Genomic DNA, 23,554 nt, shown 5'->3' with positions numbered 1-23,554 from the left:
CTCCTATTCTACATATTCTGTGAAGTCCACGTTCTCGATAATCCAGCGCTTGCGAGGGTCAACCTTATCGCCCATCAGCGCGGATACACGGCGCTCTGCTTTTGCCGCGTCCTCGATCTGCACCTGCAGCAGGGTACGGGTCTCCGGATCCATCGTGGTCTCCCACAGCTGATCAGGATTCATCTCGCCAAGCCCTTTATAGCGCTGCAGCTCAAAGTTTTTGCCGAATTCCTTCAGGTAATTCTGCAGCTGTTCATCTGTCCAGGCATAACGGACCGTCTCCAGCTTGCCGGATTTACGCGTAATCTTGTACAAAGGCGGCTGAGCGATATAGACACGGCCAGTGTCGATCAGCGGCTTCATATACCGGTAGAAGAACGTCAGCAGCAGTACCTGAATGTGCGCGCCGTCCGTGTCCGCATCGGTCATAATGATAATTTTATTGTAATTGCATTCGTCTGCATCGAATTCCGGACCAACGCCCGCTCCAATCGCGGCAATAATCGCTTTATACTCATCATTCTTCAGAATATCGAGCAGCTTGGCTTTCTCCGGATTCATCGGCTTGCCTTTCAGCGGCAAGATCGCCTGATGCTTCGAGTCGCGGCCCTGCTTCGCGGAACCGCCGGCGGAATCCCCTTCGACGATAAACAGCTCGTTCTTCGAGAAATCTTTCGACTGCGCCGGCGTCAGCTTGCCGTTCAGATTGGAGCTTTCGCTCTTCTTCTTGCCGCTGCGGATCTCTTCACGTGCTTTGCGCGCCGCTTCTCTTGCCCTGGAGGCTTGAACCGCCTTCTTCAGAAGCATCTGCGCCACTTGCGGGTTCTCCTCAAGAAATACCTGCATTTTGTCGGAGACTACGGCGTCTACCGCACTTCGTGCTGATGCGCTGCCCAGCTGGTCCTTCGTCTGGCCGACGAATTCCACCTCGGACATCTTGATGTTGATAACCGCCATCATGCCTTCGCGCAGATCATTGCCTTCAAGATTCTTGTCCTTTTCCTTGATCATGGCTGCTTTGCGGGCATATTCGTTCATAACGCGGGTATAGGCCGTCTTGAAACCGGTCTCATGCGTACCGCCGCCGCGTGTCGGGATCGAGTTCACGAAGGATGCGATCGTCTCGGTATACCCGTCATTGTACTGAAGCGCGACTTCCACTTCAATCTCGTCCTTCTCTCCCGCAAAATGAACAACCTCGTGGAGGACGGTTTTATCCTCATTCAGATATTGCACGAACTGACGCGCGCCGCCTTCGTAGTGGAATACATCCTCTTTGCCGCTGCGGTCATCCTTGATGGTGACTTTAAGGCCGGAGTTCAGGAACGCAATTTCCTGCAAACGCTCTGCCAGCGTATCATAGTTCAGCGATATCCCGCCCTGGAAGACACGGGCGTCCGGCTTGAACGTTACCTTCGTGCCTGTCCGGTTCGTATTGCCGATAATCTCAAGCCCCGTAACCGGCTCGCCGACATGCTCCTTGCCCTTCTTGTCCACCCAATATTCGAAGCGCATCTTATGTATTTTCCCGTCACGGAAAATCTCCACTTCAAGCCATTCGGACAACGCGTTTGTTACCGAAGCGCCTACGCCGTGCAGACCGCCTGATTTCTTATAGCCTCCACCGCCGAACTTGCCGCCCGCATGCAGGATGGTGTAGACGACCTGCGGTGTAGGAATTCCTGTCTTATGCATCCCTGTCGGAATGCCGCGCCCGTTATCCTGCACGGTAACCGCGCCATTCTTGTGCAGCGTTACGTCGATCGCCGAACAAAATTTCGCCAAATGCTCGTCCACGGCATTATCGACGATTTCCCAGACCAAATGATGGAGGCCTGAGCTGCTCGTGCTGCCAATGTACATGCCCGGCCGCTTCCGTACAGCGGTCAAGCCTTCAAGCACTTGTATATCATCGGCCTCATAATTCCGTTCCGGGGCCGCTGTTTTTGCGAAAAGATCTACTTGCTCTGCCATGGGTATGCCTCCTAAATTTTGCGAAGCTTCACGTTTCCATATCTTCAAGCTATTTTAATTCAACTTGTCCCGATTAGTAAAGACACGAGTGATAACGTACCACCTCAATCAATATCGGTCAAAGCGCTCGATGGATTAACAGAATAACATAAATTCGCGCCCCACGCTAAATTATTCATGCTCGAAATTGCCGCGTTCCATTCATGAAGGGGTAAGGGATTGGCGGCGAAGTACGTTTCATTCCGGAGAATCGTAAGCCAAATATAACACAAAACCAATAAATAACTAGAATTAAAAAAGGAGCGGCTTCGCCCTGTTCTTGCACAAGGGAAGCCGCCGCTGCAATGATCCGTTAATCGTATTGAATATGGAGTGATTCTGCCGCTTGGCGGGCCAGATCGCGTGCTTCATCCGCGCTGCCTGCCGTGCTTAATGCAACCGCCATCCGGCGCCCAACCTTTGTCTCCGGCTTGCCAAATACCCGGACTTGTGTATTAGGCAATGCAAGCGCTTCTTCAACGCCGCCAATACGGAAGGAAGCGGACTCGCGGTCAGCCTTCAGCGTATGGGTTGCCGCGGGAGTCAGCAAGCGAATCGTGGGAATCGGGAAGCCAAGAATAGCGCGTACATGCAGGGCAAACTCCGACAGGTCCTGCGAGGCCATCGTTACCATTCCCGTATCATGCGGACGAGGCGATACTTCGCTGAACAGAACGCCGTCTTGCGTAATGAACAGCTCTACCCCGTACAGGCCAAAACCGCCAAGTTCATCCGTGATGCGCATAGCGATTTCTTCGGCTTGCTTGATTTGCTCCGTTGTCATGGCATGCGGCTGCCAGGACTCGATATAATCGCCATCCTTCTGTACATGGCCGATTGGCGCACAGAAGCTTGTCCCGGATACGGAACGGATTGTAAGAAGCGTAATTTCGGATTCAAACGTAATAAAGCCTTCGACGATAATCCGCGCTTTCTTCGCGCGTCCGCCTTCCATCGCATAATTCCAACAGTTCTCAATGTCCTCTTCCGTCCGGCATACGCTTTGCCCTTTACCCGAGGAGCTCATGATCGGTTTGATTACGCAAGGCAGACCAATCTCTTTGACAGCCAGCTTCAATTCATCAAGCGAATCCGCGAATTGATACGGAGCCGTTGGCAGTCCAAGTGTCTCGGCTGCCAGGCGGCGAATGCCTTCACGGTCCATTGTCAGCCGCGCTGCGCGAGCTGTCGGAATAACGTTAAAGCCTTCCTTCTCAAGCTCAATCAAGGTTTCCGTTGCAATCGCTTCAATCTCAGGAACGATAAAGTCCGGCTTCTCATCTTCGATAATCCGTCTGATCGCAGCGCCGTCCAGCATATCTGTAACATGGCAACGATGGGCAACCTGCATCGCCGGCGCATTCACATAGCGGTCAACGGCAATCGTCTCTACGCCAAGGCGTTGTGCCTCAAGGGCAACCTCCTTGCCAAGCTCGCCAGAGCCGAGCAGAAGAAGCTTGCGTGCATTCGTTGTCAATGGTGATCCATACATAATAAAAAAGAACCTCCCGGAAGAACCCAGCGACGAGGTTGACGTGAATTACACATCCCCCGAGGTCTGGTTTATTTTTCTTCCATTGTGGAGGTTCTTTCCTCAAAAATCAATACTAGGCCGACAAGAATCGATATTGGGCCTCAATAAGACCATTATAAATGCCATTTTTCTTGATTAATTGCTCATGGTTGCCCTGCTCGACGATCCGGCCATGGTCAAGAACGATAATCTCATCCGCATGACGGATCGTGGACAGACGGTGGGCGATCATAAACGACGTGCGTCCTTTCAGCAGCGTCTTGAGCGCCTCCTGGATTTTGAGCTCCGTCTCCGTATCGATGCTTGCTGTCGCTTCATCCAGGATAAGAACTCGCGGATCGGCAAGCAGTGCACGGGCGAAGGACAGCAGCTGGCGCTGACCCATCGACAGGACGTTGCCGCGCTCTTCTACTTCTGTATCATAGCCGTCAGGCAGCGACATGATGAAATCATGCGCATGGACGGCTTTTGCCGCTTCCACAATTTCATTATCCGTCGCTTCTAATCTGCCGTACCGGATATTGTCGCGAATTGTGCCGGCGAAGATAAAGGTATCCTGCATCACAAGACCAACCTGCGAGCGTAGGCTGTCAAGCGTTACGTTGCGAATGTCATGACCGTCGATTCGTACTGCGCCCTGAACCGGATCATAGAATCGGCAGAGCAGATTAATAATCGTACTTTTGCCGGAGCCGGTATGTCCAACAAGCGCGATGGACTGACCGGCCTTCACGTTGATGCTGATGCCATGAAGGGCAGGTCTGCCCTTCTCATATTCGAACACGATATTGTCAAACTGCACATCACCGCGGATGCTGGCCAGCGGCTTCGCATGCTCCAGCTCGCCTACCGTTGGCTCCTCGTCAATAAACTCGAAAATACGCTCCGAGGAAGCCATGGCAACAAGCAGCTGGTTATAGACCTGGCCGAGACGGTTGATCGGATCCCAGAAGTTGCCGACATAGTTGGCAAAGCCGACAAGAAGACCTACTGTAATTTCCCGATGCTCGATCAAATAAGAGCCATACCAGAACAGGATAAACGTACCTATCGCCGAAGTCACCTCGATAACCGGACCAAACGTCTGGTTAAGCGCTGAAGCCTTGTTCCAGGCTTTCACGTTAACCGCGTTCATGTTATCGAAGAAATTCATGTTTTCTTTTTCCTGTACGTACGCCTGCGTAATCTTCATCCCTTGAATGCTCTCATTCAAGTGGGAGTTGATACGCGATTGCTTCTTGCGCACATCCTGCCAGGCAAAACGAATCCGTTTGCGAAGCGTTGACGAGACAAGGAACATAATCGGAACGGTAATCATGACAGCAAGGCCAAGCTTGAAGTTCCAGATCAGAAGGATGACGACGATACCTGCAAGCTGTACACAATCCATCAGGGAGTTGACGACCCCGTTCGTGAACAAATCCTGCAAGGCGTTAACGTCATTCGTTACGCGTACAAGCACGGAACCAGCAGGACGCTTGTCGTAGAAACGGAATGAGAGCTTCTGAATATGCTGGAACAGATGATGGCGGAGATCATAAATGACCTTTTGCCCGATAATGTTCGTGTACTTGATCCGGTACTGGTTGGAAGCCCACTGGATGATAAATAAAGCAACCATTATACCTGCAATCAGATAAAGCTTGTTGTAGCTCGGATCGCCTGTCGCCGGCTGAATCGCCTTGTCAATGGCCAGTATGATCAGAGCCGGGATAGTCAGTCTTGTAATCGTACCAATAATCATGGCGATAATAACGGGAATCAGCTGGCGCGTATACGGCTTCATATAATGGAACAAGCGCCGCATCTGCCCCCAGTTAAACGGTTTTTCAATCGCGTCGTCATCCTGGTAAATAAACCGTTCTTTCTTGTCGCTTGCCTGTTTGATTCTATCTTTCAGTTCTTTATTGGAACTGCTCATTGAACAACGCTCCTTTTCCGCTCGGGTACCGAAGAATCCAGGTTGGCGAGCGGCCTATCGGCATATTGAATGTTATAGGTTTCGCGGTATGGTCCATGCTGGGCGATCAGCTCATCATGCGTACCGCGTTGTACGATATGCCCTTTGTCCAGCACGATAATTTCGTCGGCATGGCGAAGGGATGAGATCCGGTGCGCAATAATAAACGTTGTGCGCCCTGCCATGAGCTCTTTAAAGCCGGCCTGAATCTCGTGTTCCGTCTCCATATCGACGGCGCTGGTCGCGTCGTCCAGAATAAGAATACGGGGGTTACGAATCAAAGCTCGGGCAATGGCAATCCGCTGCTTCTGCCCGCCGGATAAGCCCATGCCTCTCTCGCCAACAATCGTTTCATATCCTAGTGGCAGCTCCATAATGAAATCATGTGCTTTCGCAAGCTTGGCTGCACGAATGATCTGCTCATCCGTTACATCCCGCACGCCGTAGGCAATGTTGGTACGGATCGAGGCGGAGAACAGGAACGTTTCCTGGAAGACCGGAGCGATCTGGCTGCGCAGGCTCTCCACATCCAGATTCTGAATGTCAACGCCGTCCAATGTAATCCTGCCTGTCTTCACGTTATACGCCCGCATGAGGAGCTGAATAATTGTAGATTTGCCTGAGCCGGTTGCACCCAGGAGACCTACAACCTTACCCGCAGGCGCATCGATGCTAATATTCGAAAGTGCGGGTGCTTTGTCCGGATAATTAAACGTAACATTATCAAAGCGGACATGGCCTCTGACCATCTGCGTATCCAGTTCTACCGCATTCTCTATGCTTTGAACATGGATATGCGTATTAAGGAGCTCCATCACCCGTTCACCGGATGCTTTGGACTGGGTGTAGTTATTAATATGGAAGCCGATGCCCCACATCGGTCCGATGATATACCAGATCAAGCTGAAGAACGCAACCAGTTCACCAAGCGACAACGTTCCGCGGATAACAAGCGTGCCCCCTGCAAGCAGCAGAATAACGACACTAAGATTGGCCAGAAGCTCCATGGACGGGAAGAACTTTGCCCAGATCGACGATGCGCCAATCTGGTTCGCCTGGTATTGCTCATTGCGCTTCGAGAATTTATCTACTTCATGAGGCTCACGGGCAAAGGATTTGACCGTTCTTACGCCCGTAATATTTTCCTGGACGGCTGTCGTCAGATTACTCATCGCTTTGCGCATCTCACGGAAAGCCGGATGGATTCTGTTCTCGAACCGGATCGCTGTAAAGGCAAGGAACGGGATGGTTACGAGCGTGATCAGCGTCAGCTTCCAGTCGATCGACATCATCATTGCGCCGCCAAAAACAATCATCAGCGCCACGTTCAGAATCTGAGCAAAGCCAAAGCCGATAAACTGCCGGATGGCCTCAAGATCCGCGGTTAATCTGGACATCAAATCGCCGGTTTTCGCCTTGTCATAATATTGGAATGAAAGCGTTTGAAGTTTCTCATAGCAGGCATTCCGCATACGAAAGGTTACCCGGTTGCCAAGTCTTCCGCCGAAGAAACCGTGCAGGAACTGCATGCACCCTTTTAAGGTAACGACCCCTACGACGGAAAGAGCTAGCATAGGCACCTTGTCAAAGTCTCTTGGCTTGATCACATCATCAATCAAATAACGCAGCAAATTCGGATAAACCAGACCAAGCGCCGTTGCAAACATCAGACAAATAATTGATGATAGCAGATATTTTCGCTCAACCCAATAAAACCGTTTCAATTGCCTAAAGACGTCCAAGTAAATCCATCTCCCCGTTCTTTATTATAAAATTCTAAGGATTTATAAATTTTAATTCATAAATTGGCCTTAGAATTCTCCGGAGTGAAACGCGCTCCGCCGCAACATGCCGGGGAAGCCGTTTCACCTTGGTATGTGATGAATATTAGCAGTAACGGCCATGACCCGGCAAACAGTAGATAATCACGAATATTTAGCTGAATCAGCCGATTATGGCGAATTAGAAAAAATTAACGGGGTATCCTCCTAAATAATCAATAATCAACCCAGATGTGTGGCAATTCCTCCATTTTTGCACAGAAACACACAGTGATATGTAAAAGAGGCAAATTAAGATTCTATATAAAAAGTAAAGAAGCGTCCGATCGCGAGGATTGGACGCTTCTTGCTATGGAGTGAACAGGCAGAAGCAGCATAACCAGTACTTGTCGCATCTCTTGCCTCGAGTATAATGAGGGGTATGAATGAACAAGGAGGATCTTGCGAAATGGATAAGCAAAAAGCCGTGCTGCTCGGACAATTTCTGAAATCGCGCAGAGAGAAAATGAATCCTTCAGAAGCCGGCCTCCCTCCGGGTTACGGCAAACGAAGAACGCCAGGCCTGCGGCGAGAAGAGGTTGCCCAGCTTGCCCATGTCAGTACAACCTGGTATACCTGGCTGGAGCAGGGACGGGCATCCACGCCATCCAGACAAGTTCTTGACAGTGTCGCCAATGCGCTGCGGCTCAGCAAGAACGAGCATCTTCACATGCTTCACCTTGCCAGCCTGGAGCTTCCGAATCCCGCTCCGGCTGTACAACAGCTCAGCCCAGACATCGAAAAAATCATTTATGAGCTCCCTTACCCCGCCTTTATTGCGACAGACCGTACGGAAGTATTGAGCTGGAATGACTCCGCGCGCCGGACTATTTTTGATTTTCCTTCCGTTCCCGAAGAGGACCGATGCATGGCCTGGCTTACGTTCATGAACGAGGGTTTACGCAACTGTATGCCGGACTGGGAAGAATACGCCCAATATACAGCTGGCGTGCTTCGTGGACGCTATGAAAAAAATTTAACCGATTTGGCGTTTCACAGGCTGATCGAAAGGCTGACAAGTGAAAGCCCGGAATTTCGCGAGCTCTGGTCCACCCACGACATTATGGATAAGACAATCAAGACGATTCGGCTCCATCACCAAGAAGTTGGTCTGCTCTCCTTCAATATCAATTCGTTCTCCCAAATCAATGGGAGCGGCAGCGTACATTGCTGCGTATATATCCCGACCGAAGGAACGGATACGAGCGAAAAACTGCAAATGCTGCTCAGCCGCTAAGGCTTTCGCACTGTCAGAAGCCCACTTGCAGGACGATCTTCCCCGTAGATCTTCTTTCTTCAATCTGTCTATGGGCTTCTCCGGCTTTGTGCAGCGGCATAAGACTGGTAACATCCACCTTCACTTCCCCGTTTGCAACTAGCGCCAACGCTTTGCGGGCAGAATCGGCTACGAGCCGGGGAGCCGCCATACTCATCTGCTGCAGATTAAAGCCTAATACCGCTTTACTTGAAAACCATAATTCATTTAAAGATTGCTTGACGTCTTCAGCATCACTGGCATTCCCCATCGCAACCAGCCGTCCGAGAGGCTTGAGCAGGCCGAGAGAAGATGCCCGCATAAGGCCGCCGACCGGATCCACAACAATGTCCACCCCTTGCCCGCCAGTCAGCTTCTTCACCTGCTCCTCGTAATCTTCCCGCAGGTACACCTCGTCATAACCGAGACTCTTCGCATAAGCGATCTTATCCGCGCTTCCGACCGTTCCAATGACAAGGCCGGCTCCGAGCGACTTGGCAACTTGACCGATCGCACTGCCTACTCCACCTGCTGCCGCATGAACCAGTACGGTTTCCCCTTGCTGCATACGGGACACATTTGAAATAATCATGTATGCGGTGGTCACATTGGACGGAAAAGCAGCCGCACGCTCCATGCTTATAGCCTGACTCCCCGCTTCATCAAGCGGAAACACGAGCTCGAACGGTACTTTAACAACCTCCGCATAACCGCCGCCTCCTGCGATGGTTAGTGCCGCAACAGGCTGCCCAACGCTCAAGCCCTTCACATGCTTTCCTACCTCACGAATGGTGCCTGATACTTCAATACCCGGTACAAACGGCAGCTCCAGCTCTTGCACAACCCCTTTACGGAATAACACCTCGGCATAGTTAACTCCGGCATAGGCAACATCTATCGTCACTTCAGAAGGACCCGGTACAGGAACCTTCATATCCGTTAGGGTTAACACATCAGCATCTCCAAATTGAGGAATAATCAATGCACGCATCATTAGCGCCTCCTTGTTCTTGTCATGTTCTTTTTCATTATGGTAAAAACAAAGGTAAGCAGCCAGTTAGCGGTTATACAGGTACCGGGAGTAACAGGCAGTCAAAATTACGCTTTTATTAATATCCGCAGCAATTTTCCGGGAGAGTGAAGGAGTCTCCAAACATCAGTTTGATTCTCCCCTCTCCAAGCTGCCTTTATGGAGCGCTTACGATAGTGATTTCCTGAAGATAAAACATACGCAACAAATCCCGCCTTGAACGCGTTAACCTTACAAGGGGGAATGATATGATCCGGATTCTTGTTGTGATAAGTGTGGCCTTCCTGTTCCTTGCGGGGTGCAGCAAAGAGAAAGAGGTTCAAATGCCTGAAGAAAAGCCGGCTGATTTCCAGTTTTCAGTCAGCTTCGGGTACGGGGAAGTCAATAAAAACGAAATCAACACCTATGAGAATACCGTTACAAAGGATCTTATTACGAAGGGCACTGCTACAGCAGACCTGGTTTTTAGCAACGATGAACTTCAATCCATTTATAGCCAAATGAAAGACATGAACATAATGGGCGAAAAACAATTTCCGAAGCAGAGGAGCTGTTCTCAGACGCCTAGCAGCACAGACAGCTGGAAAGTGACGGTCAATGGCGAAACCAAATCATTCTCATGGACCAACGAGTATTGTGATATAACTAAGGATGCGGAGCAATTGAAGGAACTGAGAACTTATATCTGGCAGATTGTTGAAGGCAAGGACAGCTATAAAGCACTGCCTGAAGCAGAAGGCGGATATGATTAAAAACGGCACCCCATGGGATGCCGTTTTTTACTTCTTAGGACCACTGCGAAAGCAGAAGCTTCGCCTGAGAGGTTAAATTTTTGAGCGCTGCATCCGATACTTTATCTTTACCGGAACGCTTCTCCAGCTGGGACAGAAACTTGCTGATAAAATCAGCCGCCTTGTCCGCCGAGCCCTTCTCGGACTGTTGCTGCGCTTGCTTCAACGAGTTGGTCAGCTGGCTGACAATTGCTCCGCTAACGCTGCCGTCCGCGATATAACCGTCCAGTTTGCTTTGAAGATTGTTCAAGAGACCTGGCAGCGACGCATGCGGAACCGGTACCTTGGCGAAATTCGTATCGGAAGCAAAATAGAAGCTTGTATACGAAGGCTGGTTGTAAGCCGTATTTTGACGTGCAACCTCTGCTCTATACTGCGGATCATGCATAAGGGTATACAGCTTCCGGTCTGTAACCTCGGTGCTTACATAGATCCGGATCGCGCTGCTGTCTGCTGTACGTACAAGAAGTTCCTCCCGCCAGTCTCCAAAGATGTCCGCCACCAGCGAAGGATTGCCCTTCGTATAGTTGTTCGTCAGCGTGCCCGACGCCTTCAGAAGATTGCCCCTCTTCCAGTCATCGATGGTTGGCGTAACATCAATAGCGCCGTATACGATTTGCGTCGTCATGTCTCCTGCCCATTTGATGCTCATATTGGTGCCCGGCGCCGTAGTTCCCAGCTTCTGACCGTCTGCTGACCATAGGCCAACCGCCCAAGTCTCAAGCCCGGGATTCGCCGGATTAACATCACCAACCATGCCGCGCCCGGTGTCCTTGCCCGTATATCCGCCATACAGAACCTCTCCTGTCTTGGCATCGCGCAGGGAATAACCATACGGGGCATAAGCGCCTCCTTCATGAACCATAAAGATCTCAAGCCCTGGACGGTTCGGATCCATATCGGTCACATGCAAGGCATCACCATGACCTAATCTTGCGATCGCTCCCGGAGTTGCACTCTGCGGCGGCATCACATCCATCGAGCTGTAGAGCAGACTTCCGTCATGATCGATGGTTGCGGATCCGTATACAATTTCCTGCTTGCCGTCGCCGTCAACATCTGCCGCGCTAAGGGAATGTGCGCCTTGCGTCGTCAACGTGCCGAACTCCGGATCTGTGCCGTCCCGACCGTGGGGACCATCGTTGAACGGGTTCGTCATCGGCGTCCAGCCGCTGTCCACGTACCAGTTCTCCTTAAGATGATGGCCATCCCAAGCGTAAGACACGAGAGTAGACCTCGTATAATAGCCTCGAGCAAATACAGCGTAAGGATTGTGTCCATCCAAATACGCAACGCCTGCAAGGAAACGGTCTACCCGGTTGGCGGGTTCAATTCTGCCCATGGCGTAATCGCCCCATAACAGTCCATCGTCCTCGCGGGCTGTCTTGAAAGGAATGGTCTCCAGCTCCTTGCCCGTCTCCCCTTCGAATACCGTCAAATATTCAGGCCCGTCCACGATAAAGCCTTCAAATTCACGCAGCTTGTTGTTTACGCTCCGGCTTGGCGCATAGACATCCATGAAATAGTCCGTCAGGCTGCGGGCGTCCTCGAGCGACAGAGGGTAGCTGTACTTCGGCGCAATACCGAAGGCTTGCTCCAGCGTTTTCGGCCAGCTGCCATTCTTTACTTCTTCCCGGTCGCTCCAACCCATAAACATGTTCACCACATGATCATAATAGCCTTGGGCACTCAAGCGGTAATCGTCTTCATTGCTGTAGCCGGCTTTGATATCCGCTGTCGGCATGGAAATATATTTTTCCGAAATGACTTTGCCGTCTGCTCCGTACTTCATCACTTTCGTGCCGGGAGCCGTCTTGAACATCATCTCCGATTTGCCGTCTCCGTCAAAATCGTAGACGAGGAACTGCGTGTAATGAGCTCCGGAACGAATATTAACGCCCAGATCGATCCGGTACAGCAGTTTGCCTTCAAAGGTGTAGCAGTCGATATACGTTTTGCCCGTATAGCCTCTTTGAGAGACATCCTTGGAATTGGACGGTTCCCATTTGACGAAAAACTCATAACGCCCGTCTCCATCCACGTCCCCTACACTCATATCGTTGGCGGAATAGGTGTAAGCTTCGCCTTTAGGCGTTACGCCATCCGAAGGCTTGTTCAGCTTCAGGTCATAATAAGCTTGATCCCAAGGCTGAACGGCTGCGCTTTGATCCGTTTCCTTATCGCCTGTTACAGCTGCTACATAATACTTTGAAGCTGCTGTCCCTGCCGGATCCAAAAAGTTGGTGCTGTCTGTAACCGTGGCGATCTTCACTCCGTCCCGGTAAACATGAAACGCCGGCCCGGTCAGGCCTTTGTCCGTACTCCCCGTCACCTCGTAGGACAACAGCCTCCAGCTGATAAATACACCCTGGGAAGTAGTCGCGGCGACAAGTCCCCGGTCCAAATATTCTAATTGCACGCTTCCCTTACCCTCCTTCGGTTGACTGGCGGAATCCTGTTCCGCAGGAGCTGCATAGGCAGACCCCGTCATGGTAAGCGATAAGGCCAGAACGCCTGCCATCATCATTCGAATGGTTTTCCTTCTATTAGTACGCGTTGTCATTAACTCGTTCCTCCTGGCGCAGAAAGTTGTGAATACGCTTACAAAAGCCAATGAAACAACCGCCCTCCTTTCTTCCTATAAAAGATAAATATTGGTAATTGACCCCTTCATTATATGAAAGCGGAGAATAAATCCCATCCAAATAGCAGTGTATTTCCGTTAAAAAACCGTCTTTTTCAGCAGGTGTCCGGGAGGTTTGACCCTGCATCATCGTTGATACCCCTCATCAGGAGGATTGACTACTCGCATCATGGTTCTATTGCATCATTCGGGAATCCGTCTTAAGAACTAACTCATTATGAAACATAAAAAGCCCACAACGGCTCATTAAAGCCGTTGTGGGCGCAAAAACAATAAATGCGATAAACCATTAAGCAATAGCCGACGCTTGCAGCTCCTTAATCTGGTGATGCAAGTTGCTGAGCTGCCCGGTATCCGCTTCGTCAGACAAGGAGGACTGCATGCCTTGCACATAACGGGATAAATCATCGGCCAAGGTTACTCCTGTCTCCTCGGCGCATTGTCTCCAAAGCCCGGTATACAAGCCAGACCAGCTGTCGATGTGCTCATTCATCCAAGCTTGAAGCGCCGGGGAAATAGCTGTCTCCAGCTCCTTGCGCAGCGCGGCTTTTCCATCTCCTTCGAAGAAATGGCGAGGGGATTTGAACCAGCCCCACAGCCACTTGGCATCCACGCCGGACATTGTCCATTCCGTTACGGCTTCCGGCGTCGGAAGATCCTTGGCGGCGTACGCTGCAGCGCTGTAGCCGTTGATTAACGATTCCAGCTGCTCGGTCAGAGCTGCATACAGCTTCTTCAGAAGACCGTTCACCTTACGGTCCATTCGCAGAGTTGTTGCCTGTAATTCTTGCGACAGCTCGGTCTGAACCTGACGCTGAAGCTCCAGCCATGCGGTCCAAATCATTTTGCGCAGATCACGGCCGTCATCCTGCAGCGTTGACGGGTTAAACGCGTAGTTATAAAATTCCCCGAATCGAAGTTGAATCCGCTGAACAACGTAATAAAGCAGCTCATTCAGCTCTTGGAGCAACTGCGCCGGAGGATCATTTTCCTTAAAAGCGGTTATCGACGCGTTTGCTTCAGCCTGAAGCTCGCCAAGACGCTCGCTTTCCGCGAGACGCGATGCGGCATCGCCTGCTGCACTCTTCAGCCAGCCGGCCACAGTAGAAGCCGCTCTCGTGATCTCCTGCTCTGCGGCGTCAATAGCCAGCTTGCCGAGATCGTTCTGGACAAAGCCAAGGAAGGATTGCTCAAAGGCATCGATACCCGATTGCTCAAGCAGCTCCATGCTGCCGTCCATCTTCGCATCCAGACCTTGCAGACTGGATACCGGGAACAAGCGGGGATTACGGATGCCATGCTGAAGCAGATTGGTCTCAACATGGCTCAAAACGCCCTCAAGCTCCTCGGCATCAGCTGCCAGATCGGCCGCGTTGACGAGGAAGAACATTTTATCAAGCTCGAATTGATCCTTCACCCGTCCAAGCTGCATCAGGAACTGACGGTCCGCTTGCGAGAAGGCATGGTTATAGTAAGTGACGAACAGGACAGCGTCCGCATTCTTGATATAGTTGAACGCTACTCCGGTATGACGGGCATTCACGGAGTCAGCCCCCGGCGTATCTACGAGCACGATACCTTGACGTGTCAGCGGGCAGTCGTAATGAAGCGCAATCTCGCTGACGAAGCAGGAACGGGATTCCTCGGCAACAAACTTCTCGTATTCATCCTGCGAGACCGAGATTTCTGTGCCGAGCAGCGCTTCATGCGCATCCCAGCCTTTGCGCGCCGCACGAAGGAAGCTGTAATGTGGACGTCCGCCGGCATGAATGGCATCCGGTGTTAACATATCAATTGCAAGCATAATCGCCGATGCATTCGGCAAAGCAGACTCAGATGCGTCTTCGCCAAGCAGCGCCAGCGAGTAACGCAGATCTTCGATAATGGCGTCGTAGGATTTCATGACGACAAGGGCAGTGCCATGCTCGTGCTCGGCTGTCGGCGGCACGAGGCGGTTGATCGCTGCGGTTGTCGGGTTCGGCGACACCGGCAGCACCGGCTCACCGAGCAAGGCGTTCGCGAGCGAGGATTTGCCCGCGCTGAAGGCACCGAACAGCGCGATCGTGAACCGGCTGTCCCGCAGCCGGTTGGCCCTGCCCAGCATAGCATCCGCGCTGGCGGTCAGCGGCGCGTAAGGCGCGAGCAGCGCAGCAGCGCGCTCAAGCCGCGTTGCGGCGCCATGCTGCTGCGCAAGCGCGGCGCCGCCGGCTAGTGCGGCGCCGGCTTGCGGCGCAGATGCGCGCGCGCCTGCAGCGCGAGGCTGCGCGGGCGCGTCAGCGGCGTTGCCGCCTGGCGCAGCTGCGGCGCTAGCCGCTGGCGCAGACGCGCTGGCTTTGTGAGGCGCAGGCAGCGACGGGCGCTGCGCCCGCGGCGGCAGCGCAGCAGCAAGCTTCGCCGCATGCGCGGCAGCGCGCTGCCCCAGTGCGGCCAACTGCGTGAGCGCGTCGGCCTGCGCGCCAAGCGCGGCAAGCTGCGCCGCTGCCTCATCCGCTGCGGCTTTGCTCGCAGCGGCAATATGCTTCGCAAGCACGTCGATGATCTCGAACGCGTTCTTGCGGTAGATCAATTTCACTTCCGCGGCAAGCTCGCGGCTGTACACCATCGTATACTCGTTGCCGAAGGTTGCCCCGGTATTCACTTTCTCTACCAGCCACTCAGGCTCAGGCTGCCATGTCAGACCCGTTGTCAGCTCCTGCTCGATCCGGTCAGCCGGATACCCGGCCTGCTCCGCCGCACGGCGCAGCAGATCCTTCACATGCCAGTCGATAGCCGCATTCACCTGGGCAGCAAACTCCGTATGGAATACTTCCAGTCTGCGCTCCTGCTCGGCGGCGGTTTTTGCTCCTGCGAATAGAAGTCCTGTCTTGAATCCAGGTTTACGGCTCTCCAGGAAGACATGCGCTTTATCGCGCAGAGGTGCAGGCGTAATAATCGCATTATCGAGAAGCGATTGAACGCTTCGCCGCAATTCAACGCGGATCCTCTCCGATTCCGCGGCCAGCCTGCTCTTCTCGGCTTCCAGCTGAGCCATCTCTTCCTTCACCTTGGCAGCGGCTTCCTCACCGCCAGCCTCCGCAATCAGCCGTTCACGTTCCGGCTCATCGCGCATATCCCACCATTTCTCATGCTCGGCTACAAGATGTCGAAGCGATGCATCTACGCTGTACGCCGCAAGCGGCACTCTCTCCGCTGCAAGCTGGGATAGCAAAAGCTCCAGCTGCTCCCATTCCTGGTGCGGATGATCCGTCTGGCGTAACGACAAATAAACGATCCCCGCCGGCTCCAAATGCCAAGCTTGAAACGCTTCTTCCACGCTCTTCCGGTACTGCTCGAACGATAATTCACGGTCACGGTGCTTATCAATCTGATTTACGATAAAGTATAAGGGCTTGCCCCAGTCCTTCAATTGCTTCGCAAAGGCAAAGTTAATTTCGGATTGGACATGGTTATAATCCATTACATAAAAAACAACATCCGCTAAATGGAGTGCCGATTCGGTCGACATTCTGTGGGCATCATCCGTAGAGTCAATGCCGGGAGTATCAAGAAGAACGGTATGATTGCCAAGACGTTCAGTAGGATAATAAATGGATACGGACTCAATGTTTTCACCGTCTTTGCAATACGCGGCCAGCTGTTCGAGAGGAATATCCGCACTTACATGCTCTCCGTTCCTGATACTGACTACGCTGGCCTTTGCCGTCTCTCCCCCGCGAATGGCCACTACATTGGCACTCGTAGGAATCGGGCTGGAAGGGAGCAGCTCTGCTCCGCATAACCGGTTGACTAACGTTGATTTCCCTGCTGAAAAATGCCCGCAAAATGCAACAGTAAGCCGGCCCTCGGCCAGCTTACTGTTCAACTCCAATACTTGCTTCGCGTGCAGACTGTCACCAGCCGCCTGCATCTCTGCTGCGGCATTGGACAGTGCCTCTGTCATGCCTCGTACTGTCGTTTCCATCATGGTCTATACAGCTTCCTCTTCCGCAGGCAGGCAAATTTCAAATACATTACCATGCTGCAAAATCATAATATTGCGCTCTTTTTCTTTCATTACAACAACTTCAGGCTTTTGGCGCATACGTTCGATGTATTGCTCAGGCACATCCCCGGAGCCGCTCACGGTTACGCCTTCTACCAGAATATCCTCATTTTCTTGCGGAGGTGATTCGAGAACTTGCTCAAAAATATCGGAGAACAGTTCAAAATTGTTTGTATACACGGAAATGCATTTCATTGTCATCATCCTTCATTGGCTTTTTTCGGTTTGGTTGCCTTAATTTTAGTCTTCGTTTGTCCGCCCGGCTTCATACGCTGTTTGCCTTCCTTACAGAGATCAAGCAGCGGACATATCGGGCATTGCGGGTTTTGTGCTTTGCAATGATAGCGGCCGAAAAAAATAAGCCGGTGATGGGTGAGCGTCCATTCCTCACGGGGTACAAGCTTCATCAGCTTCTTTTCAACTTCCAGTACGGTATCATCCAGCTTAGCCATGCCAAGCCGTTTCGATACCCGCTCCACGTGCGTATCTACGGCAATTGCAGGAACGCCAAACGCATTCGAGACAACTACATTGGCGGTCTTGCGTCCAACGCCAGGCAGCTCTGTCAGCTGCTCATGCCTCGAAGGAACTTCCCCTTCATATTTATCGATTAGGATGCGGCATAGCTTTTGAATATTAGATGCCTTGCTGCGGAATAGCCCGATACGGCGAATATCCTGCTCCAGCTCTTCCAGCGGCACAGTCAAATAATCTTCCGGCCGTCTATATTTCTGAAACAGATTGACAGTGACTTTGTTCACTGTCTCATCGGTACATTGTGCCGACAGCAGGACCGCGATGGTCAGTTCAAACGGATTACTGTGATGCAATTCACAATGTGCATCCGGGAACATCTCCGCTAACGTATCCAATATATGTCGCATCTTCTGCTTCGCATTCATCGTCTCTCTCCTAATCCCAAACACTATCGTTCAAAGTGTAGCGAAATTTGTCACGAGAAGCAACCTTATTCGGCCGTAAATACAGAAAAAACCGCCCATTTGGACGGTTTTTTCACAAAATATAAGAATTTAGCCTTATTTCTGCTCGTTATACCACTTATATTTCACCGTAACCTTACGATTTTACAATTTTGATTGCTTTATTGTTGAAGCCATAGACGGTGATCGAATCCCCGTCCTTTAATGCGCTGACCTGAATGGACGCGTTGTTGTACAAAATTTTGGTATCAGAAGAAATATAGGCGAAGTTGCTGTTATCTTCCGATGTATTCTTATATGTCCACAGTGTCGCATTAGCCGCGTCATACTTCCAATACGTGCGCTTATCGCCTACCGCAACGGTTACAATGGTCTGTTCGTTCTCGTCTTTATAGACTTGAATAATATCACCTGACGCAATCGACGAGGACGTAGAAGTGGTCTGCGTGCCTTTGATCACTTTAACGCCTTTGGAGAGCGAAACCGTTGATGTTGAACCATTTGTTTCCGTCACGGACAGACTGCTTGACGATACGGAAGACACCGTGCCGTACTTCATCGTAATGATCTTTACAGATTGAATATTGCTTCCGATGTAAGGGACATTAATGATCGTGCCGCTTGTTAAAGCACTTATCGTCAAAGCGCTGCCATTCTCATCGGTAATCGGAACATTCGTCAGCGAAATCTCTCTTTGCGAATTATCCGCCGCTTTTACCGTTACAAGCTTGGTTGACGTATTTGCGGAGACAACCTGATACTGCAGCGTTTTATGAACCTGAATGGTTGCTGCCTTCTCTTGGTTCGAATCGAGCAGAACAGTCAACGTATCTCCTGCCTGCAGGCTTCCGATCGTAGGAACCGATACGCCTGGAATTTGGAGAAGTGGTGCTGTATACGGGATACTAACCTTCTCGCCGGAATCAAGCTTAACGGACAGTAACTTGTCATTGGTGTTTACAGACACCAGCGTACCCGTCTGTTTGTAAATAAAGCTTAAGGATACAACTACATTGCCGGAATACGTAATTTTAACTTTGCGGTTAGCAACAAGATAAGCTCTCGCTTGGCTCACCGTAATTGACGATCCGTTATAATCAATTTTGGTAGAATCGTTCAGGAATAACGCACTTGCGTTTGTTGTAGCGGGATCAACTACCGTAAGCAGTTTGTTATCGCCGCTGTAGTTGACAACCGTTGCTGAATCAATGGTTGAGACATTCCGGTTTACAACTTCAATACGTGTAACTTTCTGCTCATCATTCAAGGTGAGCTTGATATTATCGATTCCCTTCAGCAGATCGCTAACCGTTGGTTCCTCGATACCGTTAATGATGACTACCGCATTATCCGCCAGGAATTTGGACTGCAGCGTGCCGTCTACAAGATAGTTGATCAAGCCGCTGCCCGCTGAATAGAATTGTCCCGTGACGGTATTGGCGCCAGTTTGCACCTCAGCTGTAATGGATACTACCTGGGGTGCGCTGCGGAATGTATCTTGAACGATTGTCAGATTCGTATCACGCTTCAGATCGGACATCTGCAATGTTTTACCGGTGCTGTCTTTTACGGACACCGCGCTGCTGTAAGTGAATTTTACCGGTTCATCATTCACCCAGGCATAGAAGTAACGATCCGTAGTATTCACGCGGTCCAGCTTTGCTGTTGTTGTTTTGACATGCTGCTCCGTTCCTTGTGCTTCTACATATAACGCCTTACCCGAGTTGCTAATAAGCGTAACATCTGTATAGAGCTTGATATCGCCGGCTGCGATTGGATTATCGCTGTCCGCTTTATAGAACAACGATTTGGAGTCCAGCGTGTAAGAGGTTTCTTTCCCTTCGCTGTACAAAGTAATCGACGTAGCTGTTTGAGCAGTTACGATCCCGCTAACCTGTCCCGCATAAGGTACTTCATATTGTTTCTCCGCACGGCTGAACAAGGTTGCAAGACTTGCCCGGTTTACAGGAGCTTTCGGATCAAACTTTGTTGCCGATACGCCTTTTACCAGATCTAGCGACACCGCGGCATTAACATAACCCAGGTATTTAGGGGTAATCTGATTGCCGTCAGCAAAGGTTGAAGCCGTCTTGCTCAGATCATCGGCTAAATCTTTCTTCTCAATTGCTTTCACAAGCAGCTTAGTTACCCACTCCCTCGTCGCGGGAGTTGTACCCCATGCTTGTTTCGTGTTTGCAGATGCAATCGCGTATTCATCATTCTGATCAAGCAGGCCGTTCTTGAAAGCCACAATAATATAAGGCTTAGCGAAATTACTTACTTTGAATGATGCAGGGTAAGCAACGATATCATCCGGTTTGACTTCATCCGCCAGACCGGCGAAACGAAGAGCCATCACAACCGCTTCTTCTTGCGAGACGCTGTTCAGCGGGCGGAATTCCGTTTTGCCGCTTGACGTTTTATAACCGTTAATAATGCCTTGCAGGGCCAGCTTTGTAACATGCTTTTGTGCCCATGCAGGAATCGTGTCCGCAAACGGACTGTTCGTAACAACCGCCGCAAATGCAGACGGGGCTGGAACCGCAATGGAGGCGCCACCGGCAAGCAAGGAGAAAGCTAAAACGCCGGCAATCAATTTGGAACGGGATGAATGGGTTGGCATAGATGAATAATCCTCCTCAATTTATCATTTAGCAGTATGGCGAACGGCTGGATGCTCAAGATCGAAGTGGCCCATCAGGCTTTCCAAGGCTTGTCCATCCACCAGAAGATCATAAGATTGCACAAAATCAAACTGGAACAAGGTTTGTCCAAGAGAATCAAGCAGCATCTGCTCCCCCGGCGCACCTAAGCGAGCGGTGTCAGGCAGTTCGATATCAATCGTTACCGCATTATTCTCAAGCTTGACGGATTTAATGGGAATTGGCTTCCACAAAGATACTGTTCCGTCAGGACCGTCTTGCTGCAAGGCAGCTAAAGCTTGCTTAATCAGGTCTTCTGAAGAATGAGATTTCACATCGATTTTCTTCGCGATTAACTTCTCAAACTCCGTATCAGCATAATAGATTTCAATGGGATTTGCCGGTTCCGTTTGAACGGTCGGTTCGTCCGTTGGAACCGGAGTCGGCGTAGGTTCAGTAGCTGCAACCGTCTCTATCGACGGGCTTGGCGCCGGTGCATTGCCGCTTCCTTCACTGCCTGACTGACCATCCGGCTTATTCGCATTTCCGCATGCTGCTACAGTTAAAAGGACGATAAATAATAAAATGATGACTGCCGGTTTGCGCACGATCGATTTCCCCGCTTTCTCAAGGTGAAACAGCTTTCGCCGTACTTAAACGGCAGAGCATGTTTCATTCCGGTGAATTCTTAGAATTTAAGAAAGTTTCAGGTACTCTTTAATTCCTGCCACGATTTCTGCCGCCATTTTGTTTTGCGTTGCATCACTGTACAGGATTTCGGAGTCACCTTTGTTCGACAAGAATCCGGTTTCGAGCAAAATAGCTGGCATCGTTGTTTCTCTCGTTACATGCAAGTTACCGTATTTCACGCCGCGATCCTTAAGGCCGGTAGCTTTCACCAGATGCTTGTGAATGATAGTTGCAAGAGGCTTGCTGCTGTCACGCGTGTAGTAGGTTTCCGTACCCGTTACGCTGGAAGTAGGATTACTGTTCGCATGAATAGAGATAAAAATATCCGCTTTATTGTTCTTGGCGAACGTCACGCGGTCTGCGAGCGTTACGAATTTATCTTCCGGTCTGCTGAGCAGCGGCTTGATATACTTTTCTTTGTCCAGCAAAGCTTTTACTTTAAGCGACAGACTAAGATTGGCTTCCTTCTCCCAACGCCCGTTAATGCTCTTCGCGCCAGGATCGGTTCCGCCATGGCCGGCATCAATAACAACGTTATAGACTTTATCACCCGGGTTCGTTGTGACCGGCGGAGGTGTCGGATCAACCGGCGTAGTTGTGGCCGGATCGGTTAATCCAATAGTTAATACCCCTGCTCCATTATCCTGAACCACGGCATCGGCATCCGTATCCGTATTCAAATCAAGCACTAGTCTAGCAGTAGCCGGATTCGTAGAAAATACCGAGTAACGGAACATGGAGATATACGGATTGTCCGCTACAGGAATCCGTGTTTCCGCTCCCATGAATTGAGATGATAAGACGTCTGAGTAAGTCGTGTTCGGAAAGTCAATGACGATACGCTTCGGAGCATCAAGCTTGAACGGCTTAATAGTCCCCAATTTACCATCATAGTTAATAATAATGCCGAAGTTGCTGTCATACTGAATGGACGTAATCGAGCTTGTCTCTACAGGATCCGGTGTTGTTGCAGGATCTTCGGGATCAGCTGATTTGTACAAATAGACGGATTTCGTCGTTTGTTCCCATTTCACGGTTAATCCAAGCTGCTCGCTTACAAACCGAACGGGAATCATGGTCGTCCTACCTTTTTGCAGTTTGGCAGACATGTCCATTTGCACCGGTTTGTTATTAACGAGCGCAATGTTCTTGTCGATGGTAAGTACAATCTGGTTTTGACCGTTATGTATGGTGACTGTCTTTGTAGCCGCGGACCAATTGACCTCGTAGCCCATATTTTCCGATACAACCCTGATTGGGACAAGTGTAAAATTGTTCACGATCTGCGGATCATCATATGGAGCAAGCAATTGATCGTTCAGATAAAGCTTCGGGACGACTGGCGTTGACGCAGCTTGTCCCACTCCGGAGAACAAAGTAAACAGAACCGCCATAAACAACAAAATAGGCACAAACTTCTTTTTCATTTTCCACCTCGATGACTGAAATTGCCTGCATCGAATGTGAGATCATTCGACTTTGCTAGACGAATTATTAGACGCATTTTGTCAGAAAAAGTTGCGTAGAAAGGAAAAAAGAGGGCAACTCTTCTATGTCTGAAGAGCTGCCCTCTTTTCCAATGCTATCTATTAACCCAGATAGGCAGGACGCTTTTGTTCGTAAGCTGTAATTTTGTCTTCATGCTGCAGGGTCAGGCCGATATTATCCAGACCTTGAAGCAGGAACTGGCGGCGGTGCTCATCGATATCGAACGCAAGATCCAGACCGTAATCGTCCGTCAGCTTTTTGTTCTCAAGATCGACAGTCAACTGGTAGCCGTCATGTTTCGCTGTGCGTTGGAACAGGTCTTCGACTTGCTCTTCGCTCAGCTTGATTGGCAGGATGCCGTTTTGGAAGCAGTTGTTGTAGAAAATATCCGCATAAGACGGTGCGATAACGACTTTGAAGCCGTAGTCAAGAATCGCCCAAGGTGCATGCTCACGGGAAGATCCGCAGCCAAAGTTCGCACGGGAGATCAAGACGGAAGCGCCTTGGTAACGCGGTTTGTTTGGTTCGAAATCAACGTTTACTTCGCCGTTTCTGTGGAAACGCCATTCATAGAACAAGAATTGGCCAAAGCCGCTGCGTTCGATGCGTTTCAAGAATTGTTTAGGGATGATAGCGTCCGTGTCGACGTTTACGCGGTCGACCGGGGCAACGATGCCCGTCAGTTGTTTAAATGGTTCCATATC

The 23,554-nt window shown here is 50.7% G+C and carries 15 protein-coding genes; 2 read left to right on the top strand and 13 right to left on the bottom strand.

The window, feature by feature from the left end; all coding sequences use genetic code 11:
• Window positions 1-3: 3 nt before the first annotated feature.
• The 4 genes from parE to BM200_RS23505 form a co-directional block, all read right to left on the bottom strand.
• Window positions 4-1,974 carry a DNA topoisomerase IV subunit B gene (gene parE / locus BM200_RS23520; RefSeq protein ID WP_091189089.1) on the bottom strand — a complete coding sequence of 657 codons (1,971 nt, stop codon included), beginning with the start codon at window positions 1,972-1,974 and terminating at the stop codon, window positions 4-6.
• A 352-nt stretch (window positions 1,975-2,326) separates the two neighbouring features.
• Window positions 2,327-3,505 carry a formate-dependent phosphoribosylglycinamide formyltransferase gene (purT, locus tag BM200_RS23515; protein WP_091189088.1) on the bottom strand — a complete coding sequence of 393 codons (1,179 nt, stop codon included), beginning with the start codon at window positions 3,503-3,505 and terminating at the stop codon, window positions 2,327-2,329.
• A 115-nt stretch (window positions 3,506-3,620) separates the two neighbouring features.
• A complete protein-coding gene (locus tag BM200_RS23510; RefSeq protein ID WP_091189087.1) occupies window positions 3,621-5,468 on the bottom strand; it encodes an ABC transporter ATP-binding protein in 1,848 nt (615 codons plus the stop codon).
• A complete protein-coding gene (locus tag BM200_RS23505; RefSeq protein ID WP_091189086.1) occupies window positions 5,465-7,249 on the bottom strand; it encodes an ABC transporter ATP-binding protein in 1,785 nt (594 codons plus the stop codon). Before BM200_RS23505 ends, BM200_RS23510 begins: the two co-directional genes overlap by 4 nt.
• Window positions 7,250-7,736: 487 nt before the next feature.
• Between BM200_RS23505 and BM200_RS23500 the strand changes: the two genes are divergently transcribed.
• Window positions 7,737-8,564: a helix-turn-helix transcriptional regulator gene (locus BM200_RS23500; RefSeq protein WP_175532985.1), complete on the top strand. Its 828-nt coding sequence runs from the start codon at window positions 7,737-7,739 to the stop codon at window positions 8,562-8,564.
• A gap of 13 nt (window positions 8,565-8,577) precedes the next feature.
• Here BM200_RS23500 and BM200_RS23495 read toward each other — a convergent pair whose 3' ends face one another.
• Window positions 8,578-9,576: a quinone oxidoreductase family protein gene (locus tag BM200_RS23495; RefSeq protein ID WP_245773125.1), complete on the bottom strand. Its 999-nt coding sequence runs from the start codon at window positions 9,574-9,576 to the stop codon at window positions 8,578-8,580.
• A gap of 284 nt (window positions 9,577-9,860) precedes the next feature.
• Here BM200_RS23495 and BM200_RS23490 point away from each other — a divergent pair, with 284 nt between their 5' ends.
• Entirely contained in the window at window positions 9,861-10,364 is a 504-nt protein-coding gene (locus BM200_RS23490) for a hypothetical protein (protein WP_091189083.1), read from the top strand.
• 34 nt (window positions 10,365-10,398) lie between these two features.
• On the opposite strand, the gene BM200_RS23485 is transcribed toward BM200_RS23490, so the two are convergent.
• The 8 genes from BM200_RS23485 to leuD form a co-directional block, all read right to left on the bottom strand.
• Window positions 10,399-12,966: a rhamnogalacturonan lyase gene (locus BM200_RS23485; protein WP_091189082.1), complete on the bottom strand. Its 2,568-nt coding sequence runs from the start codon at window positions 12,964-12,966 to the stop codon at window positions 10,399-10,401.
• A gap of 370 nt (window positions 12,967-13,336) precedes the next feature.
• Window positions 13,337-17,011, bottom strand: coding sequence for a dynamin family protein (locus BM200_RS23475; protein WP_091189080.1), 3,675 nt, complete (start codon window positions 17,009-17,011; stop codon window positions 13,337-13,339).
• A gap of 3 nt (window positions 17,012-17,014) precedes the next feature.
• Window positions 17,015-17,284, bottom strand: coding sequence for an NAD/NADP transhydrogenase alpha subunit (locus tag BM200_RS23470; protein ID WP_091189079.1), 270 nt, complete (start codon window positions 17,282-17,284; stop codon window positions 17,015-17,017).
• A 5-nt stretch (window positions 17,285-17,289) separates the two neighbouring features.
• Window positions 17,290-17,991 (bottom strand): endonuclease III, encoded by a 702-nt coding sequence (gene nth / locus BM200_RS23465; RefSeq protein ID WP_091189078.1) that lies wholly within the window; start codon window positions 17,989-17,991, stop codon window positions 17,290-17,292.
• Between the two features lie 175 nt (window positions 17,992-18,166).
• Window positions 18,167-20,653 (bottom strand): S-layer homology domain-containing protein, encoded by a 2,487-nt coding sequence (locus tag BM200_RS23460; RefSeq protein WP_091189077.1) that lies wholly within the window; start codon window positions 20,651-20,653, stop codon window positions 18,167-18,169.
• A 24-nt stretch (window positions 20,654-20,677) separates the two neighbouring features.
• On the bottom strand, window positions 20,678-21,280 hold the full coding sequence (locus BM200_RS23455) for a GerMN domain-containing protein (protein ID WP_175532984.1): 603 nt from the start codon (window positions 21,278-21,280) through the stop codon (window positions 20,678-20,680).
• Between the two features lie 87 nt (window positions 21,281-21,367).
• Window positions 21,368-22,789, bottom strand: coding sequence for an N-acetylmuramoyl-L-alanine amidase family protein (locus tag BM200_RS23450; protein ID WP_091189075.1), 1,422 nt, complete (start codon window positions 22,787-22,789; stop codon window positions 21,368-21,370).
• Window positions 22,790-22,951: 162 nt separating this feature from the next.
• The gene (gene leuD / locus BM200_RS23445) at window positions 22,952-23,551 is read right to left on the bottom strand and encodes a 3-isopropylmalate dehydratase small subunit (protein ID WP_091189074.1); all 600 of its coding nucleotides are present in this window, start codon (window positions 23,549-23,551) and stop codon (window positions 22,952-22,954) included.
• Window positions 23,552-23,554 lie beyond the last annotated feature (3 nt).

It is taken from the genome of Paenibacillus catalpae, assembly GCF_900112695.1.
Classification (GTDB): domain Bacteria; phylum Bacillota; class Bacilli; order Paenibacillales; family Paenibacillaceae; genus Pristimantibacillus; species Pristimantibacillus catalpae.
The sequence above is the reverse complement of the archived record's forward strand: the minus strand, read 5'-3'. Positions and strand labels throughout refer to the sequence as shown.

Coding starts and splice junctions, on each gene's coding strand:
- parE (WP_091189089.1), bottom strand. CDS start 1,974: ATGGCAGAGCAAGTAGATCTTTTCGCAAAAACAGCGGCCCCGGAACGG.
- purT (WP_091189088.1), bottom strand. CDS start 3,505: ATGTATGGATCACCATTGACAACGAATGCACGCAAGCTTCTTCTGCTC.
- BM200_RS23510 (WP_091189087.1), bottom strand. CDS start 5,468: ATGAGCAGTTCCAATAAAGAACTGAAAGATAGAATCAAACAGGCAAGC.
- BM200_RS23500 (WP_175532985.1), top strand. CDS start 7,737: ATGGATAAGCAAAAAGCCGTGCTGCTCGGACAATTTCTGAAATCGCGC.
- BM200_RS23495 (WP_245773125.1), bottom strand. CDS start 9,576: ATGATGCGTGCATTGATTATTCCTCAATTTGGAGATGCTGATGTGTTA.
- BM200_RS23490 (WP_091189083.1), top strand. CDS start 9,861: ATGATCCGGATTCTTGTTGTGATAAGTGTGGCCTTCCTGTTCCTTGCG.
- BM200_RS23485 (WP_091189082.1), bottom strand. CDS start 12,966: ATGACAACGCGTACTAATAGAAGGAAAACCATTCGAATGATGATGGCA.
- BM200_RS23475 (WP_091189080.1), bottom strand. CDS start 17,011: ATGATGGAAACGACAGTACGAGGCATGACAGAGGCACTGTCCAATGCC.
- BM200_RS23470 (WP_091189079.1), bottom strand. CDS start 17,284: ATGAAATGCATTTCCGTGTATACAAACAATTTTGAACTGTTCTCCGAT.
- nth (WP_091189078.1), bottom strand. CDS start 17,991: ATGAATGCGAAGCAGAAGATGCGACATATATTGGATACGTTAGCGGAG.
- BM200_RS23460 (WP_091189077.1), bottom strand. CDS start 20,653: ATGCCAACCCATTCATCCCGTTCCAAATTGATTGCCGGCGTTTTAGCT.
- BM200_RS23450 (WP_091189075.1), bottom strand. CDS start 22,789: ATGAAAAAGAAGTTTGTGCCTATTTTGTTGTTTATGGCGGTTCTGTTT.
- leuD (WP_091189074.1), bottom strand. CDS start 23,551: ATGGAACCATTTAAACAACTGACGGGCATCGTTGCCCCGGTCGACCGC.